General features: G+C 60.3%; 10 protein-coding genes and 2 tRNA genes. 10 read left to right on the top strand and 2 right to left on the bottom strand.

Annotated elements, in window-relative coordinates; genetic code table 11:
* The first annotated feature begins 81 nt into the window (after positions 1 to 81).
* Entirely contained in the window at positions 82 to 2,016 is a 1,935-nt protein-coding gene (locus ABEH28_RS05405; RefSeq protein ID WP_346629333.1) for a methyl-accepting chemotaxis protein, read from the top strand.
* Between the two features lie 74 nt (positions 2,017 to 2,090).
* Here ABEH28_RS05405 and ABEH28_RS05400 read toward each other — a convergent pair.
* Both ABEH28_RS05400 and ABEH28_RS05395 read right to left on the bottom strand, forming a co-directional pair.
* A tRNA-Leu gene (locus tag ABEH28_RS05400) sits at positions 2,091 to 2,177 on the bottom strand.
* Positions 2,178 to 2,372: 195 nt separating this feature from the next.
* Positions 2,373 to 2,459 (bottom strand) — tRNA-Leu (locus ABEH28_RS05395).
* Positions 2,460 to 2,672: 213 nt separating this feature from the next.
* Here ABEH28_RS05395 and rnr point away from each other — a divergent pair.
* The 9 genes from rnr to ABEH28_RS05350 all read left to right on the top strand — a co-directional run bounded on the left by rnr (position 2,673) and on the right by ABEH28_RS05350 (position 15,894).
* Complete coding sequence (gene rnr / locus ABEH28_RS05390) at positions 2,673 to 5,291, top strand: ribonuclease R (RefSeq protein ID WP_346629332.1); 2,619 nt, start codon at positions 2,673 to 2,675, stop codon at positions 5,289 to 5,291.
* Positions 5,288 to 6,037 carry a 23S rRNA (guanosine(2251)-2'-O)-methyltransferase RlmB gene (gene rlmB, locus ABEH28_RS05385; protein ID WP_346629331.1) on the top strand — a complete coding sequence of 250 codons (750 nt, stop codon included), beginning with the start codon at positions 5,288 to 5,290 and terminating at the stop codon, positions 6,035 to 6,037. Before rnr ends, rlmB begins: the two co-directional genes overlap by 4 nt.
* 258 nt (positions 6,038 to 6,295) lie before the next feature.
* Positions 6,296 to 6,718, top strand: a complete 423-nt coding sequence (rpsF, locus tag ABEH28_RS05380) for a 30S ribosomal protein S6 (protein WP_065987796.1) — start codon at positions 6,296 to 6,298, stop codon at positions 6,716 to 6,718.
* Positions 6,719 to 6,746: 28 nt separating this feature from the next.
* Positions 6,747 to 6,977: a 30S ribosomal protein S18 gene (gene rpsR / locus ABEH28_RS05375; RefSeq protein WP_037015707.1), complete on the top strand. Its 231-nt coding sequence runs from the start codon at positions 6,747 to 6,749 to the stop codon at positions 6,975 to 6,977.
* 38 nt (positions 6,978 to 7,015) lie between these two features.
* The gene (locus tag ABEH28_RS05370) at positions 7,016 to 7,912 is read left to right on the top strand and encodes a hypothetical protein (protein WP_346629330.1); all 897 of its coding nucleotides are present in this window, start codon (positions 7,016 to 7,018) and stop codon (positions 7,910 to 7,912) included.
* A 19-nt stretch (positions 7,913 to 7,931) separates the two neighbouring features.
* A complete protein-coding gene (rplI, locus tag ABEH28_RS05365) occupies positions 7,932 to 8,378 on the top strand; it encodes a 50S ribosomal protein L9 (RefSeq protein ID WP_065987794.1) in 447 nt (148 codons plus the stop codon).
* Between the two features lie 149 nt (positions 8,379 to 8,527).
* Positions 8,528 to 9,925, top strand: a complete 1,398-nt coding sequence (gene dnaB, locus ABEH28_RS05360; protein ID WP_065987793.1) for a replicative DNA helicase — start codon at positions 8,528 to 8,530, stop codon at positions 9,923 to 9,925.
* A gap of 127 nt (positions 9,926 to 10,052) precedes the next feature.
* A complete protein-coding gene (locus tag ABEH28_RS05355) occupies positions 10,053 to 12,353 on the top strand; it encodes a YgiQ family radical SAM protein (RefSeq protein ID WP_346629329.1) in 2,301 nt (766 codons plus the stop codon).
* A 247-nt stretch (positions 12,354 to 12,600) separates the two neighbouring features.
* Positions 12,601 to 15,894: a transglutaminase family protein gene (locus ABEH28_RS05350; RefSeq protein WP_346629328.1), complete on the top strand. Its 3,294-nt coding sequence runs from the start codon at positions 12,601 to 12,603 to the stop codon at positions 15,892 to 15,894.
* The last annotated feature ends 77 nt before the right edge of the window (positions 15,895 to 15,971 follow it).

Here is a 15,971-nt window from a genome sequence, read left to right as displayed (position 1 = left end):
CACTGCGGCACGACCCTTGCTGTGATTCCACGTGTTACGCGATGCCATCATTTTAATGGCGTGTGTTGTGGGGGATTTCCTGTGTCGGCTGTTACTTCTCTTCTACGCAGCCGCTTGCTGCGGCCCGTATTCATTGCTCTTGGTATTGCCCTTGTGGTGCAGGTGCTGGTTGCCGTCGCCCTCACTCGGAGCACCGTTACTGCGCTCGAGGCTGAACTGGCGGCGCGGCTGAGTGTAGATTCGCAACACTTGACCGGCGAACTGGAACAGGCAAGCCGCGACGTAACGTCCAGTCTGGACAGTCTTTCGCAAAATACACGTCAGCGCCTGAGCGCGGGCCTGTCGACGCGTCTGAAAGATGAACAGAAGCAACTGCGTGCGACGCTGGAGAAAGACCTGCGGGATTCAGCGACGGACATGGCCGAGCTGCTGGCTGCTGTCGCGCCACGGGCAATGTGGGATGGCGATACGCCGACGCTGTCGGAGTTCGCGCGCCGTGCGCAACGCAATCCGAACGTGCTTTTTGTGGTCTACGACGATGCTCAAGGTGAGCACCTGACGCGTTATCTGAACCGCGAGAACGAATCGATCAAGGCCCTGCTGGCGAAAGGCGAGGGCGAGCGTGCCATGGACAAGGTCCTGAATGCGGCGCAGAAGGATCCTTCGGTTTATTACGTCGAGGCGTCGATCAGCCCCAACGGCGTAGAAATCGGCAAAGTACGCATGGGCGTATCGACCACGTCGGTGGAAGAGAATCTGGCGGCGCTGGACAAACGCTTCGTTGCGTTGATCGGCAGCGGTGATCAACTGGTTTCGGAAAGTCTGGGCGGCGCTGCGGCCGAGAGTTCTGCCGCATTGCGCTCGCGTCTGCAAACGGCGCAATCGTCGGCCACTGCGATGGCAGCCAATACCAGTTCCGCTGTACAGGAGGCTGCGTCCACGTTGCGCTGGAGAATCGGCGTCGGGCTGTCTCTGGTGGGACTCGGTGTGCTGGTGGTGTTGGCCATCGTGCTGGGGCGCCGCGTCGTGTTGCGCTTGCAGCTGCTCAATCGTGCGCTGGATGATCTGGCAGCAGGCGAAGGCGATCTGACCAAGCGCGTCAAACTCAACAGCAACGATGAGATAGGCGATATGGCTGCGGCGGTGAACCGCTTCGTCGACAAATTGCAGCCGATCGTTCGAGAGGCGGGCGATGTGGCGCAACAGACGGGGGTTGAGATCGGCGCCATGAGCAAACGCAATGCGGGCGCCGGCGCTGCCGCCGAGTTGCAGCGTGATGAAGTGGCTGCCAGCCTTCAAGCGCTGGCGCAGATGGCTGACGAGGCGCAGGCCGAGAGCCAGGCGATGCAGGCAGCATTGCGGCAGGTGGTGGACATCCGTCAGGCGACCGATGAAAACACACGCACCTCCAATCAGGTGGGCAGCCTGATTGAGGCGCTGGCCGGGCAGGTGGAGACCGGCTCCCAGGTCATCGAGCGGCTGGCGCAGCAAAGCCAGCAGATTGAAGTGGTGCTGGAAGTGATCCATGGCATCGCCGAGCAAACCAACCTGCTTGCCCTCAACGCGGCCATTGAGGCAGCGCGTGCGGGCGAGACCGGTCGAGGTTTCGCCGTTGTCGCCGATGAAGTGCGCGCGTTGGCGAGCAAGACGCAAAGCTCAACGGGCGATATTCAGGAACACATCGCCAAGCTGCAGTCCGGGGCACGCGAAGCGGTGGCAACGATTGGTCTGGCCGGGCGTCAGGCCAAAGAAGGCTTGGCGGTATTGAAGGACAGCGCGCGGCTACAGCAGTCGGTGCAGTTGTCTGTTGAGCAGGTTCATGCGGCGATTGGCTTAGCGACTCGTGCGGCAGAGCATCAGGCTCAAGGCGCGCAAGCAGTACGCGGGCGCGTAGAAGTCATTCACGCTCAAGCCGAGAAGGCTGCGCAGGCCGTGGTGGAAACAACCGCCAGCGGCAAGACGCTGGACAGGCTTGCTGCTCAGCTCAAGGCGAGTCTTGGGCAGTTCCGGGCGTAGTCGCCTGTACGGACGGGGGTATTGCAGCCCCCCAGAAAGCACAAAACCGAGCACTTGGCTCGGTTTTGTTTGTTTGGTGCCCAGAAGAAGACTCGAACTTCCACGACCTTGCGGTCACCAGCACCTGAAGCTGGCGTGTCTACCAATTTCACCATCTGGGCATGGCGCTGATTTAATTAGATTTTTCGTGGGAGTGCAACTGAATTTTTGAATTTCTTCGGGAGGCGGTTGAGCGATTCATTTGCCGAGTGGGACAGGGCAGGGAGAAGTGATCTACGCTGAGGGCAGTTTTGCCAGGCTTGACTTTTCAAACCGCAAAATGCACAAAACCGAGCCTAAGCTCGGTTTCGTTGAATTGGTGCCCAGAAGAAGACTCGAACTTCCACGACCTTGCGGTCACCAGCACCTGAAGCTGGCGTGTCTACCAATTTCACCATCTGGGCAGTTCGTTGATTTCATTCGATATTTCGTTTGATTTCAACTACAACTTGGCAGTGCCGTCGTTGTGGGGCGCATCTTACGGAGGAGATTGAAGGCTGTAAAGCCCCCGTGCAAAAATAATTTGAAATAGCGAAAAGTCCCAGCAAATGCTGTCTTCGCGTTTCAATCTGGTATATGCCAAACTAATTACATCCAGATAAGGTGAACTCATTCTAATGGCCGATTGGCAGTCCCTCGATCCCGAGGCCGCTCGTGAAGCGGAAAAATACGAAAACCCCATCCCTAGCCGTGAGCTGATTCTGGCGCACCTTTCCGAGCGCGGTTCGCCCGCCGCCCGTGAGCAGTTGGTGGAAGAGTTTGGCCTCACGACTGAAGATCAGATCGAGGCCTTGCGGCGTCGGCTCCGCGCCATGGAGCGCGATGCGCAACTGATTTACACCCGCCGCGGCACGTACGCACCGGTCGACAAGCTGGACCTCATCCTGGGCCGCATCAGCGGTCACCGTGACGGTTTCGGCTTCCTGGTGCCGGATGACGGCTCCGACGACCTGTTCATGAGCCCTGCGCAAATGCGTCTGGTGTTCGACGGCGACCGTGCACTGGCGCGCGTCTCGGGTCTGGACCGTCGCGGTCGCCGGGAAGGCGTGATCGTCGAAGTCATTTCCCGTGCACACGAAACCGTGGTGGGTCGCTACTTCGAAGAAAGCGGCATCGGTTTCGTCCAGCCGGACAACCCAAAAATCCAGCAAGAAGTGCTGATCACCCCAGGCCGTAACAACGGCGCCAAGATCGGTCAGTTCGTCGAGGTGAAAATCACCCACTGGCCGACACCGCGCTTCCAGCCCCAAGGTGACGTGGTTGAGGTGGTGGGCAATTACATGGCGCCCGGCATGGAGATCGATGTCGCGCTGCGTACCTACGACATCCCTCACGTCTGGCCTGAGGCTGTGCTGAGAGAAGCCGCCAAGCTCAAGCCAGAAGTGGAAGAGAAGGACAAGGAAAACCGCGTCGATCTGCGTCACCTTCCGTTCGTGACCATCGACGGTGAAGATGCTCGCGACTTCGACGATGCCGTTTTCTGCGAAGCCAAGCCCGGCAAGCTGCGCCTGTTCTCCGGCGGCTGGAAGCTCTACGTGGCGATCGCCGACGTATCGAGCTATGTGAAGCTTGGCTCGGCACTCGACGCTGAGTCTCAGGTGCGCGGCAACTCGGTGTACTTCCCCGAGCGCGTGATCCCGATGCTCCCTGAGCAGCTGTCCAACGGCCTGTGCTCGCTGAATCCGCTGGTTGATCGTCTGGCAATGGTTTGCGAGATGACCATCTCCAAAACCGGCGAGATGACTGACTACGTTTTCTACGAAGCCGTGATCCACTCCCATGCGCGTCTGACCTACAACAAGGTCAGCTCGATGCTGGAGCATCCAAAAGCCGCCGAAGCCAAGCAGCTGCGCGAGCAATATGGCGACGTCGTGCCGCACCTGAAGCAGCTTTATGCGCTGTACAAAGTGCTGCTGGGCGCCCGGCACGTTCGCGGTGCCATCGATTTTGAAACCCAGGAAACCCGGATCATTTTCGGGACCGAGCGCAAAATCGCCGAGATCCGCCCGACCACTCGCAACGATGCGCACAAGCTGATTGAAGAGTGCATGCTTGCGGCCAACGTAGCGACTGCAGCGTTTCTCAAGAAACACGAGATCCCTGCGCTGTATCGCGTCCACGACGGTCCGCCGCCCGAGCGTCTGGAAAAGCTGCGTGCCTTCCTCGGCGAGCTGGGTCTTTCCCTGCACAAGGGCAAAGACGGCCCGACGCCGAAGGATTATCAGGCGCTGCTCGAAACCATCAAGGACCGTCCGGATTACCACCTGATCCAGACTGTCATGCTGCGCTCGTTGAGTCAGGCGGTGTACAGCTCTGATAACCATGGCCACTTCGGCCTGAATTACGAAGCGTATACCCACTTCACCTCGCCGATTCGTCGCTACCCGGACTTGCTGACTCACCGGGCGATCCGCAGCGTGATCCGCTCCAAGCAGGAAACGCCGCACGTTCGTCGTGCCGGTGCTCCCGTCATTCCGAAAGCGCGCATCTACCCGTACGATGAAGCAATGCTCGAGCAGTTGGGCGAGCAGTGCTCGATGAGCGAACGCCGTGCCGATGAGGCCACCCGCGACGTCACGAACTGGCTGAAATGCGAGTTCATGAAAGACCGCGTTGGCGAGTCGTTCCCGGGCGTGATCACGGCTGTCACCGGCTTTGGTCTGTTCGTCGAGCTGACCGATATCTATGTCGAAGGCCTGGTTCATGTCACCGCATTGCCGGGTGATTACTACCACTTCGATCCGGTCCACCATCGTCTGGCCGGCGAGCGCACAGGCCGCAGCTTCCGCCTGGGCGACACCGTTGAAGTGCGTGTCATGCGTGTTGATCTTGACGAGCGCAAGATCGACTTCGAAATGTCCGAGAAAACCACCAGCGCGCCGATCGGCCGCAAAGGTCGGACGTCAGAGCCTGCCGCTGCAGAGAAGGGCAAGGATTCCAAGCAGTCCTCGTCTGCTTCCAAGTCCGGTCGCCGGACCGCGAAAGAGCCTGTTGCCGAGGCTTATCGGCCAAGTGATGCGGCTGCCAAGAACGCTGAAGTGCGCAAAAGCCGTGAAATGAAAAAAGCGCTGCTGACTGAAGCCAAGGGTGGTAGCAAGGCATCGTCGGGAAAGTCGACGAGTGATTCCGCTGGCGCCTCCGGTAAGTCCAGCAAGCACCGCAAGGGTTCGTCGAAATCGGGCTCGGCTTCTTCTGCAAGCAGTGGCAGCGTTCGCAAACCTAAGGCAAAGTCATGAGTCAGCTGGAAAAAATCTACGGTGTTCATGCCGTAGAGGCGCTGTTGCGTCATCACCCGAAGCGGGTCAAGCAGATCTGGCTGGCTGAAGGGCGCAGCGATCCGCGGGTTCAGGTGCTCATCGAGCTCGCTGCGCAGAACCGCGTGTCGGTGGGGCAGGCCGAGCGCCGCGAGATGGATGCCTGGGTTGAGGGCGTTCACCAGGGCGTGGTGGCGGATGTGAGTCCGAGCCAGGTCTGGGGCGAGGCGATGCTCGACGAGCTGCTCGACCGCACCGAAGGTCCTCCGCTGATCCTGGTCCTGGATGGCGTCACCGATCCGCATAACCTGGGCGCCTGCCTGCGGACTGCCGATGCGGCCGGTGCGCTGGCGGTGATCGTGCCGAAAGACAAGTCCGCGACTTTGACGCCGACCGTGCGAAAAGTGGCGTGCGGCGCGGCCGAGGTTATTCCTCTCGTGGCCGTGACCAACCTGGCGCGCACGCTGGAAAAACTTCAGCAGCGCGGCCTGTGGGTTGTCGGTACCGCAGGTGAGGCCGAACAGGAGTTGTATCAGCAGGACCTGACTGGCCCGACCATCCTGATCATGGGGGCTGAAGGCAAAGGCATGCGCCGCCTGACCCGCGAGCATTGCGATTATCTGGTACGTCTGCCGATGGCGGGCAGCGTCAGCAGCCTCAACGTTTCGGTCGCGACAGGCGTCTGCCTGTTCGAAGCCCTGCGCCAGCGCGCGGCTGCCATGAAGTAGTTGTCAGTAGCGAGCTGCAAGCTGCAAGCCTCAAGCTCGAGCCAGTCACGCTCCGGCTTGTAGCTTGTAGCTTGTAGCTCAAAGCCATTGTTCAAATATTCACCAATCTCCTTGCGCCCCTCCAACCCCTTCTCTACAATCGCGTCCCTTGCTGTCATGGCAGGTGCTCATGTGCCTGTTCCTGTGCAAGATAAACCAGTGTTATTCACTCCTTGTCTGACCGCTTTGGCGGCAGGCTACAACCCGTAAGGAGCATTCATGCGTCATTACGAAATCATCTTTCTGGTTCACCCGGACCAGAGCGAGCAAGTCGGCGGCATGGTAGAGCGTTACACCAAGCTGATCGAAGAAGACGGCGGCAAGATCCACCGTCTGGAAGATTGGGGCCGTCGTCAACTGGCCTACGCAATCAACAATGTTCACAAGGCTCACTACGTGATGCTGAACGTTGAGTGCACTGGCAAGGCTCTGGCCGAGCTGGAAGACAACTTCCGTTACAACGATGCCGTGATCCGTAACCTTGTCATCCGTCGCGACGAAGCTGTTACTGGCCAGTCCGAAATGCTCAAGGCTGAAGAAAACCGCAGTGAGCGCCGTGAGCGTCGCGACCGTCCTGAGCACTCCGACGCCGATGGCGCCGATGGTGATGACAGCGACAACAGCGATAACGCTGACGAGTAATCCACGGACCTTTTGAGGAGCCCATTACATGGCACGTTTCTTCCGTCGTCGTAAATTCTGCCGCTTCACAGCTGAAAATGTGAAGGAGATCGATTACAAAGATCTCAACACCCTGAAAGCCTACGTATCTGAAACCGGCAAGATCGTTCCTAGCCGCATTACTGGTACCAAAGCTCGTTATCAGCGTCAGCTGGCTACCGCTATCAAGCGCGCCCGCTTCCTGGCCCTGTTGGCCTACACCGACAGCCACGGCCGCTGAGACCAGGTAGTCGACAAACGCAGTAAGGGATAGATCGCATGCGTGCCATGGCTGAATTCATCATGCGCGGCCGCATGCAGGCCACTCTCGTAGTGGTTGGATGTGCGGCATTGCCGCTGTTGTTCTGGTTGAGTGCTGCCGCAGGTTGCCTTGTGCTCCTGCGACGCGGAATGAGTGACGCCTTAGGCGTACTCGCCTGGGCTCTGCTGCCGGCTTTGGTCTGGTGGTATTTCGGTGAACCCCGCACCCTGATGGTGTTGCTGGGTTCTTGGGGGTTGGCCGCCGTGTTGCGTGCCAGCGAGTCCTGGGTCCGCGTGCTGCTGGTCAGCGTAGCGGTTGGATTGTTGTATGCAGTGGTTCTGGGCGCGGTGTTTCGCGAGCCCATCGAGGCCATGGCGGGAGAGCTGCAAAAGCTCTTGCCCCACGTCTTCGGTGATGTCTACCAGCAGATGTCGGTAGAAGAGCGAGCGCGTCTGGGGGCACTGATTACACCCGTCCTCAACGGCCTGATTGCAGCGTTGTTGCAGATCGTCAGCGTGGTATGCCTGATCCTTGGGCGGTACTGGCAGGCGTTGTTGTATAACCCGGGCGGTTTCGGGCGCGAATTTCGCAGCCTGAAACTCCCGCGGGCACCGATGCTGGTGCTGCTGGTGTGCATGTTGGTGGGGCCGAACTTCGGTCCTCAACTGGCGATGCTGACACCGTTGTGCAGCGTACCGCTCATGTTCGCGGGCCTGGCCCTGATTCACGGTCTGGTGGCTGCAAAGCGCCTGACACGGTTCTGGCTGGTGGGGTTGTACGTCACGCTGTTGCTGTTCATGCAGCTGATCTATCCGTTGCTGGTGGTGATTGCCATTGTCGACAGCCTGATTGATTTTCGCGGCCGTCTGGCGTCGAAAGATGCCGATAACGGTTCTGCGAACGGTGAAGGTTAAAGTTAAGAGGTTTTACCAAATGGAACTCATCCTGCTGGAAAAAGTCGCCAACCTGGGCAACCTGGGCGATAAAGTAAACGTTAAGGCTGGCTACGGTCGTAACTTCCTGCTGCCTTTCGGCAAAGCAACCGCTGCAACCGCTGCCAACGTGGCCGCGTTTGAAGAGCGTCGTGCAGAGCTGGAAAAAGCTGCCGCCGAGAAGAAAGCTTCTGCTGAAACTCGTGCTGCTCAACTGGCTGAGCTGGAAGTGACCATCACTGCCACCGCTGGTGACGAAGGCAAGCTGTTCGGTTCGATCGGTACTCACGACATCGCTGACGCACTGACCGCCTCTGGCGTTGAAGTGGCTAAAGCTGAAGTTCGTCTGCCGAACGGCACCATCCGTAACGTTGGCGAATACGACGTAGCCGTGCACCTGCACAGCGATGTTGAAGCTACCGTTCGCGTTGTTGTTGTAGCTGCTTAAGCAGTATGGTTTCTGCGCTTCGGTGCAGAAGTCTGACCGACTGACGACTCGCTCCTCGGTCGGTTAGCATTGGGCACGTTCCTGTTCGCAGGTCGTGCCCTTTGTCATTTCTGAGTATCCTGATTCAACCCCCTGATTTCCGTGTGGCCATGAACGACATCTCCGCTCCCGAGCAATATGATCTGCAAACCGCTGCCCTGAAGGTGCCGCCGCATTCCATCGAGGCCGAACAGGCCGTGCTCGGTGGTTTGATGCTGGACAACAACGCCTGGGAGCGCGTGCTTGATCAGGTGTCGGATGGCGATTTCTATCGTCATGACCACCGTCTGATATTCCGCGCCATCGCCAAGCTGGCCGATCAGAACCAGCCGATCGACGTCGTCACCCTGGCCGAGCAGCTCGACAAGGAAGGCCAGACCTCCCAGGTCGGTGGCCTGGGTTACCTGTCGGAACTGGCGAAGAACATTCCGTCCGTCGCGAACATCAAGGCCTATGCCCAGATCGTTCGTCAGCGCGCAACGCTGCGCCAGTTGATCGGCATCAGCACCGAGATTGCCGACAGTGCGTTCAACCCGGAAGGGCGCACCGCTGAAGAGATTCTCGACGAGGCCGAACGGCAGATCTTTCAAATTGCCGAAGCGCGGCCCAAAACGGGCGGCCCGGTCAGCGTCAACGACCTGCTGACCCGTGCGATTGACCGCATCGATACGCTGTTCAATATCGGCGACGGCATCACTGGCCTTTCCACGGGCTACGCCGACCTGGATGAAAAGACCAGCGGTTTGCAGCAGTCTGACCTGATCATCGTTGCAGGCCGTCCGTCGATGGGTAAGACCACCTTCGCGATGAACCTTGTGGAAAACGCGGTGCTCCGCAGCGACAAGGTGGTTTTGGTCTACTCGCTGGAGATGCCAGGCGAATCGCTGATCATGCGTATGCTTTCGTCGCTGGGCCGTATCGACCAGACCAAGGTGCGTTCCGGTCAGCTGGATGACGATGACTGGCCGCGCCTGACGTCGGCGGTCAACCTGCTCAACGATCGCAAGCTGTTCATCGACGACACGGCCGGCATCAGCCCGTCGGAGATGCGTGCGCGTACGCGGCGTCTTGTCCGCGAGCACGGCGACATCGGCCTGATCATGATCGACTACCTGCAGCTGATGCAGATCCCGGGCTCGAGCGGGGATAACCGGACGAACGAGATTTCCGAGATCTCCCGTTCCCTCAAAGCGCTCGCCAAGGAATTCAATTGCCCGGTGGTCGCGCTGTCCCAGCTGAACCGCTCCCTCGAGCAACGTCCCAACAAGCGCCCGGTGAACTCCGACTTGCGGGAATCCGGAGCGATCGAGCAGGACGCCGACGTCATCATGTTCGTGTACCGGGATGAGGTGTATCACCCCGAGACCGAACACAAGGGCATCGCTGAAATCATCATCGGCAAGCAGCGGAACGGCCCGATCGGGTTCATTCGGCTTGCGTTCATCGGCAAGTACACCCGCTTCGAAAACCTCGCGCCGGGTAGTTACAACTTTGATGATGATGAGTAGGTAGCCGGTTCAGGGCTAACCACTAATCCGACCTGTGCCGTCGGATTTGATCAAAATTTGTGCTATTCTCCGCGCCCGCGAATTTCCAAGCGAAAATCGCCCCCAGACACGAACACTGGTCATCGATATGCAAGCAGCCAAGCCGTTATTTGACTATCCGAAGTACTGGGCCGAATGTTTCGGACCAGCGCCTTTCCTGCCCATGAGCCGGGAAGAAATGGATCAGCTTGGCTGGGATTCCTGCGACATCATCATTGTCACGGGTGATGCCTACGTCGATCACCCGTCGTTTGGCATGGCAATCATCGGCCGGCTGCTGGAGTCCCAGGGCTTCCGCGTCGGGATCATTGCGCAGCCTGACTGGAAGTCAAAAGACGACTTCATGAAGCTCGGCGAGCCGAACCTGTTCTTCGGCGTCGCGGCCGGCAACATGGATTCGATGATCAACCGTTACACCGCCGACAAAAAGATTCGCTCCGACGATGCGTACACGCCGGGCGGTATGGCGGGCAAGCGTCCGGACCGTGCGAGTCTTGTCTACAGCCAGCGTTGCAAGGAAGCCTACAAGAACGTGCCGATCGTTCTGGGTGGCATCGAAGCATCGCTGCGCCGCATCGCTCACTACGACTACTGGCAGGACAAGGTTCGCAACTCGATCCTGATCGACGCGTGCGCCGACATCCTGTTGTACGGCAACGCCGAGCGCGCCATTGTCGAAGTGGCCACCCGCCTGTCCTATGGCGAAACGATCGAAAGCATCACTGACGTGCGCGGCACGGCATTCATTCGTCGTGATACGCCGGAAGGCTGGTACGAAGTCGACTCCACGCGTATCGACCGTCCAGGCAAGATCGACAAGATCATCAACCCGTACGTGAACACTCAAGACACCCAGGCCTGCGCCATCGAGCAGGAAAAGGGTGACGTCGAGGATCCGAATGAAGCGAAGGTCGTGCAGATTCTGGCGAGCCCGCGCATGACCCGCGACAAGACGGTCATCCGGCTGCCGTCGATGGAGAAAGTCCGCGGCGACGCGGTGCTCTATGCCCACGCCAACCGCGTATTGCACCTGGAAACCAACCCGGGCAACGCCCGCGCGCTGGTCCAGAAGCACGGCGAAGTCGACGTCTGGTTCAATCCGCCGCCCATTCCGATGACCACCGAAGAAATGGACTACGTGTTCGGCATGCCTTATGCGCGCATCCCGCACCCGGTGTACGGCAAGGAGAAGATCCCGGCCTACGACATGATCCGTTTCTCGGTGAACATCATGCGCGGCTGCTTCGGCGGCTGTACGTTCTGCTCGATCACCGAGCACGAAGGCCGGATCATCCAGAACCGTTCCCACGATTCGATCATTCGCGAAATCGAAGAGATCCGTGACAAGGTCCCCGGCTTCACCGGCGTGATTTCCGACCTCGGCGGTCCGACGGCGAACATGTATCGCATCGCCTGCAAGAGCCCGGAAATCGAATCCGCGTGCCGCAAGCCGTCGTGCGTGTTCCCTGGCATCTGCCCGAACTTGAACACCGATCACTCGGCATTGATTCAGCTGTACCGCAGCGCCCGTGAACTGCCCGGCGTGAAGAAGATTCTGATCGCCTCCGGTCTGCGTTACGACCTGGCTGTCGAATCGCCCGAGTACGTCAAGGAGCTGGTCACCCACCACGTCGGCGGTTACCTGAAGATTGCGCCTGAGCACACCGAAGAAGGTCCGCTCAACCAGATGATGAAGCCGGGCATTGGCAGCTATGACAAGTTCAAGCGCATGTTCGAGAAGTACTCCAAGGAAGCGGGCAAAGAGCAGTACCTGATTCCTTACTTCATCGCGGCCCACCCGGGCACGACCGACGAGGACATGATGAACCTCGCGCTGTGGCTCAAGGGCAATGGCTTCCGTGCGGATCAGGTGCAGGCGTTCTATCCGTCGCCGATGGCCAGTGCGACGGCCATGTACCACTCCGGCAAGAACCCGCTGCGCAAGGTCACGTACAAGAGCGACTCGGTCACCATCGTCAAGAGCGAAGAGCAGCGCCGTTTGCACAAGGCGTTCCTGCGCTACCACGATCCGAAGGGCTGGCCGATGCTGCGTGAAGCGCTGGAGCGTATGGGCCGTGCCGATTTGATCGGGCCGGGCAAGCATCAGCTGATTCCGCTGCACCAGCCGGAAACCGACACCTATCAGAGCGCGCGCCGCAAGAACTCGACGCCGGCCGGTAGCCACAAGGTTGCCAGGACCACCAAGATCCTGACGCAGCACACCGGCTTGCCACAACGCGGCAGCGACGGCAGCAAACCTTGGGACAAGCGCGAAGAGGCCAAGGCCGCGGCGGCTGCTCGTAACAAGCAGGCAGCCAAGGATCGCTCGGATGCGGCCAAACCCGGCAAAGGCAAGAAGCCAACGCGTCAGCCGGTCTTTCCACGCTAACGCCCTCGCGCCAACGCTTCTTCGCTCCAACAAAACGCCAGCTTTCGAGCTGGCGTTTTGCATTCCGGTGCAAATAACCCCACCCGCCTCATTTCCGTGCGACCCTTGCACCATTCGTTGAAGCGGGCGCGATTTTGGTGCTGTGCTTGGCTGAACAAGCTACCTCCACGCCGGAGGCGCCTGATTTGCCGGGGTGGCATAAGTCTTGCGCAGCTCCGTTACCGTCCAGGCTCGCAGGAGGCACGCCGTGTCGATTCACATTGCCTTGCACCATGTCACGCATTACCGCTACGAACGCGCGGTTGAGCTGGGTCCGCAGATTGTCCGCTTGCGCCCGGCGGCCCACAGCCGCACGCGCGTGTTGTCGTATTCGCTGAAAGTCCTTCCTAAAAACCATTTCATCAACTGGCAGCAGGATCCGCAGGGTAATTACCTGGCGCGGTTGGTGTTCCCGGAAAAGACTGACGAGTTGCGCATCGAGGTGGATCTGGTCGCCGAAATGGCGGTGTTCAACCCCTTCGATTTCTTCCTTGAGCCCTACGCCGAGAAGATCCCGTTCACTTACGCCCGCGAAGAGCATCACGAGCTGCAGCCCTATCTGGAAAAGCTGCCGCTGACCCCAAGATTCCAGGCGTATCTGGACAGCATCGACCGCACGCCGATTCCGGCGATCGACTTTCTGGTCGGCCTCAACCAGCGTCTGGCCAATGACATCGGTTACCTGATTCGTATGGAGCCGGGCATTCAGACGCCCGAATACACCCTGGAAAACGCTTCCGGTTCCTGCCGCGACTCCGCCTGGTTGCTGGTGCAGTTACTGCGACATCTGGGTTTGGCTGCGCGGTTTGTGTCCGGGTATTTGATTCAGCTCAAAGCCGATGTGAAGGCGCTGGATGGACCGTCCGGCACCGACGTTGATTTCACGGATCTGCACGCCTGGTGCGAGGTGTATCTGCCCGGCGCTGGCTGGGTGGGCCTTGACGCTACGTCCGGCTTGTTTGCCGGTGAGGGTCACATTCCGCTGGCGTGCAGCCCCGAGCCGTCTTCGGCGGCGCCGATCAGTGGCATGGTCGAGCCCTGCAACACCGAGTTCACCCACGAGATGTCGGTGCAGCGTATCTGGGAGGCGCCCCGCGTCACTAAGCCCTACACCGAAGAGCAGTGGCAGGACATTCAGGCGCTGGGCCGGCAGATTGATAACGACCTGATGGCACACGACGTGCGCCTGACCATGGGCGGCGAGCCGACCTTTGTGTCCATCGACGACCGTGACGGGGATGAATGGAACACCGCCGCACTGGGGCCGAAGAAGCGTCTGCTCTCGGCCGACCTGTACCAGCGCATGCGAGATCATTACGCGCCCCAGGGCATCGTTCATTTTGGTCAGGGCAAGTGGTACCCCGGTGAGCAATTGCCGCGCTGGTCGCTGAACTGTTTCTGGCGCCGGGACGGGCAGCCGGTGTGGCGCAACAACGCGCTGGTCGCTGACGAAACCCGTGACTATGGCGCCGACAGCGAGATGGCGGGCAGTTTCCTGCGTAGCGTGGCCGAGCGGCTGAAGCTGCCGGCGCGCTACGTTTTCCCGGCCTACGAAGACCGTTTCTATTACCTGTGGCGTGAGGGCGCGCTGCCCAAAAACGTCAGCGCCGAAGCGTCGCGTCTTGAGGACCCCCTTGAACGCGAGCGCCTGCGCAAAGTGTTTTCCCAAGGGCTGGACACCATCATCGGCCACGTGCTGCCGCTGGCGCGAACCGCCGCCGACGATCATTGGCAGAGCGGTCGCTGGTACCTGCGCGACGAGCATTGCCGTCTGGTGCCGGGGGACTCCGCGCTGGGCTATCGCCTGCCACTGGCTTCCCAGCCTTGGGTCAAGTCTGCCGAGTATCCCTACATCCACCCGACCGACCACAATCAGACATTTGCCGAGTTGCCCGACCGCGACGAGGTTCAGTCGCGACTGGACGGCTTGGCAGAGCAGAGCGACCCGGGCGTCGAGCGCGAACCCGAGATCGACGAGTCCGCCGATTGGCTGACCCGCACCGCCTTGAGTGCCGAGGCGCGGGGCGGGCGGTTGTATCTGTTCATGCCGCCGCTGCAATCCCTTGAGGCCTATCTGGAACTGGTCGCCGCCATCGAAGCGACGGCCGAGGACATGCGCTGCCCGGTGTTGCTGGAAGGGTATGAGCCGCCGAGCGATCCGCGTCTGGCGAACTTCCGCATTACCCCGGATCCGGGCGTGATCGAAGTGAACGTGCAGCCGTCGTCCACCTGGGATGAGCTGGTCGAACGCACCGAGTTTCTCTACGAACAGGCGCGCCTGACCCGGCTGACCACCGAGAAATTCATGATCGACGGGCGCCACACCGGCACCGGCGGCGGCAACCATTTTGTCCTCGGTGGCGCGACGCCGGGCGACTCGCCCTTCCTGCGCCGACCGGATCTGCTGCGCAGCCTGTTGAGTTACTGGCATAACCACCCGTCGTTGTCCTACTTGTTCTCCGGATTGTTCATCGGCCCGACCTCCCAGGCGCCGCGGGTCGACGAAGCGCGCAACGACTCGTTATACGAGTTGGAAATCGCCTTCTCGCAAATGCCCGCGCCGGGCGAAGAATGCGCGCCGTGGCTGGTGGACCGGCTGCTGCGCAATCTGCTGATCGACGTGACCGGCAACACCCACCGCGCGGAATTCTGCATCGACAAGCTGTACTCGCCCGACGGCGCTACTGGCCGCTTGGGCCTGCTGGAATTGCGCGCATTCGAGATGCCGCCCCACGCACGCATGAGTCTGGCGCAGCAGCTGTTGCTGCGGGCACTGGTCGCGCGTTTCTGGCGCGAACCCTATGCACCGGCGAAACTGGCGCGCTGGGGTACCGAGCTGCACGACCGCTTCATGCTGCCGCATTTCATTGAGCAGGATTTCGCCGACGTCATCGCCGAGCTCAACAGCGCCGGTTATCCCGTGCGCGCGGAGTGGTTCGCGGCGCATCTGGAGTTTCGCTTTCCGAAGGTCGGCGATTACACCGTCAGCGGTATCGAGCTGGAGCTGCGCCAGGCCCTGGAGCCTTGGCACGTGCTGGGCGAGGAGGGTGCAGCGGGTGGCGCGGTTCGTTATGTGGACTCATCCCTTGAGCGCTTGCAGCTGAAGGTCACCGGCCTGCCGCCGCAGCGTTACATGCTCACCTGCAACGGTGTGCCGGTGCCGCTGCGACCGACCGGGCGCGTAGGCGAGTTCGTCGCGGGGGTGCGTTATCGCGCCTGGCAGCCGACCAATGCCTTGCAGCCGACGATCCCGGTGCATGCGCCGCTGGTTTTCGACATTCTCGACACCTGGATGCAGCGTTCGCTGGGGGGCTGCGAGTATCATGTCGCCCACCCTGGCGGGCGCAATTACGAAACCCTGCCGGTGAACGCCAACGAAGCGGAAAGCCGACGTCTGGCGCGGTTCTTCCGGGTCGGACACAGTCCCGGCAAACTGGACGTCCCCACGCTAACCCTCAACGATGAACTGCCGATGACCCTGGATTTGCGCCTGCATCGGTAATCGCGCCGGCGGCCTGACGTGGGTCAGGTCGCCGTGCCGCACGTCTAAAAATGGAAAGCGCCCTGCGCGTCATGTTG

Source organism: Pseudomonas sp. Ps21-P2 (genome assembly GCF_039672565.1).
Classification (GTDB): Bacteria; Pseudomonadota; Gammaproteobacteria; order Pseudomonadales; family Pseudomonadaceae; genus Aquipseudomonas.
Note: the sequence above shows the minus strand (reverse complement) of the source record. Positions and strands in the feature narration are given on the sequence as shown.

Bases quoted from the DNA above. Each gene is read 5' to 3' on its own strand.
- rplI (WP_065987794.1), top strand. From the start codon at position 7,932: ATGGAACTCATCCTGCTGGAAAAAGTCGCCAACCTGGGCAACCTGGGC.
- ABEH28_RS05370 (WP_346629330.1), top strand. From the start codon at position 7,016: ATGCGTGCCATGGCTGAATTCATCATGCGCGGCCGCATGCAGGCCACT.
- dnaB (WP_065987793.1), top strand. From the start codon at position 8,528: ATGAACGACATCTCCGCTCCCGAGCAATATGATCTGCAAACCGCTGCC.
- rpsR (WP_037015707.1), top strand. From the start codon at position 6,747: ATGGCACGTTTCTTCCGTCGTCGTAAATTCTGCCGCTTCACAGCTGAA.
- ABEH28_RS05355 (WP_346629329.1), top strand. From the start codon at position 10,053: ATGCAAGCAGCCAAGCCGTTATTTGACTATCCGAAGTACTGGGCCGAA.
- rnr (WP_346629332.1), top strand. From the start codon at position 2,673: ATGGCCGATTGGCAGTCCCTCGATCCCGAGGCCGCTCGTGAAGCGGAA.
- rlmB (WP_346629331.1), top strand. From the start codon at position 5,288: ATGAGTCAGCTGGAAAAAATCTACGGTGTTCATGCCGTAGAGGCGCTG.
- rpsF (WP_065987796.1), top strand. From the start codon at position 6,296: ATGCGTCATTACGAAATCATCTTTCTGGTTCACCCGGACCAGAGCGAG.